This window comes from Actinomadura mexicana, assembly GCF_900188105.1.
GTDB lineage: Bacteria > Actinomycetota > Actinomycetes > Streptosporangiales > Streptosporangiaceae > Spirillospora > Spirillospora mexicana.
Genome location: NZ_FZNP01000047.1, coordinates 1 through 1,298, shown reverse-complemented (window position 1 = coordinate 1,298; position 1,298 = coordinate 1). Strand labels below are relative to the sequence as shown.

1 protein-coding gene is annotated in these 1,298 nt (G+C 64.5%); it reads right to left on the bottom strand.

Annotated features, from left to right (window positions below; all coding sequences use genetic code 11):
- Window positions 1-54 precede the first annotated feature (54 nt).
- A protein-coding gene (locus CHC11_RS39950) for an IS3 family transposase (RefSeq protein ID WP_089317113.1) occupies window positions 55-1,232 on the bottom strand; the annotation gives its coding sequence in 2 pieces (ribosomal slippage) (window positions 55-962 and window positions 962-1,232; 1,179 coding nt in all).
- Between the last annotated feature and the right edge of the window lie 66 nt (window positions 1,233-1,298).

Here is a 1,298-nt window from a genome sequence, read left to right as displayed (position 1 = left end):
TGAGGGGCCACGCGTTTTCCGGACAGCTTCTTGATCGGTGATCTGCGGGCAGATCTACGCCGCTCGCTGTCGGCTCAGGTACTCGGTATGGACCTCAAGCGGTGTCCGGTACCCGTTCGCGGAATGAAGCCTCCGTCGATTGTAGAAGCCCTCGATGTACTGCACAACCGCACGGCGTGCCTTGGCTCGTGTGGCAAATACCATACGGTTGAGCCACTCGTTCTTCAGTGCCCCGAAGAACGACTCGGCCATCGCGTTGTCCCAGCACACGCCGGTCCTGCCGACCGATCGCCGCATCTTGTACTTATTGGCCATGTGCCGGCCGAACTCGTCGCTGGTGTAGTTCGACCCGCGATCTGAGTGGAAGATGCACCCTTCCTCGATGTGGACGCTCCCGGCCGCTGAATCCAGCGCAGCGGTGATGAGTGAAGTCTTGAAGTGGTCGGCCATCGCCCATCCGACCACCATCTTCGAATGGCAGTCGATCACGGTCGCCAGATACAGGAACCCCTCCCAGGTCGGGATGTAGGTGATGTCCCCGACCAGCCTGGTCCCGGGCCGTGTCGCGGTGAAGTCCCGGTCGACCAGGTCAGGGATCGCGCCCGGATCCCCGGTCAGGGTGGTGACCGGCCGCCACGGCCGCGGCTGCACCGGCTGGAGACCGAGCTCGCGCATCAGCTGCCGCACCAGCTCGGGTGAGGCCTCCTCGCCCGAGCGGGCCAGCACCGCGTGGACGCGCCGATACCCATAGGTCTCATGGTTGGCGGCGAATATCGCCTCGATCAACGTCTTGAGGCGCTCACGGCGTTCGGCGGTCGCCGACAACGGCCGGCTCCGCCACTCATAGAACCCCGACCGCGACACCCGCAGCCAGGCGCACATGTCGACAATGGCGTGGTCGGCCTTCTCCGCGTCGATGAACTCGTACCTGGCGCTCACCGGTGATCCTTCGCGAAGAAGGCCGCGGCTTTTTTCAAGAACTCGTTCTCATCGCGGAGCTTGCGGACCTCGCGTTCGAGTTCCCGTTCCCGGGGGCTCTTCGGCTCGCCGGCCGACGTGGCGGACGAACCACCGCCGTGCCTTCTGCGGTACTCCTTGACCCAATTGCCCAAGGTGGTGTCGTGGATCCCGACCTCACGGGCTACATGGGCGATGGGGCGCGGGCCGTCCAGGACCATGCGGACGATCTCATCCTTGTGCTCCTGGGTGAAATGCCGCCTCTGTCTCGCCAACTGCCTTCCTCTCCGGTTCCCCCAACTCTAGTTGGGGGCCTGTCCGGAAGATCCGTGGCACCTCAG